This is a genomic window from Pantoea sp. Ae19-2 (assembly GCF_059801205.1).
Window position 1 is genome coordinate 1 of record NZ_JBCHWE010000012.1, and the last position, 217, is coordinate 217.

1 protein-coding gene is annotated in these 217 nt (G+C 60.8%); it reads right to left on the bottom strand.

Features of this window, described 5'->3' with window-relative positions; genetic code table 11:
- Positions 1-217: phage tail protein (locus AAIE03_RS24200; RefSeq protein WP_498563305.1), on the bottom strand; the 217-nt coding region annotated here is incomplete at both ends.

Sequence of the window (217 nt, forward strand, 5' to 3'; positions counted from 1 at the left end):
TTTCGGGAATGTAGGGGTAAACGGTCATGGCGTCGCCGTCGTAGCTGCCCGCCGCAATGCGGGTTTCGCCCGTGACCTGCAGGTTTATCGACATGCCCAGCAGATGACGGCTGCAGGGTTTGGCGTCGCTGATAAGCCGCTCAAGCTCCAGATAGGTTTCCCCGGTGATGCCCTTATCCTGCACGCCGATATCCAGGCGAAACGTGCCGGGCGCTTC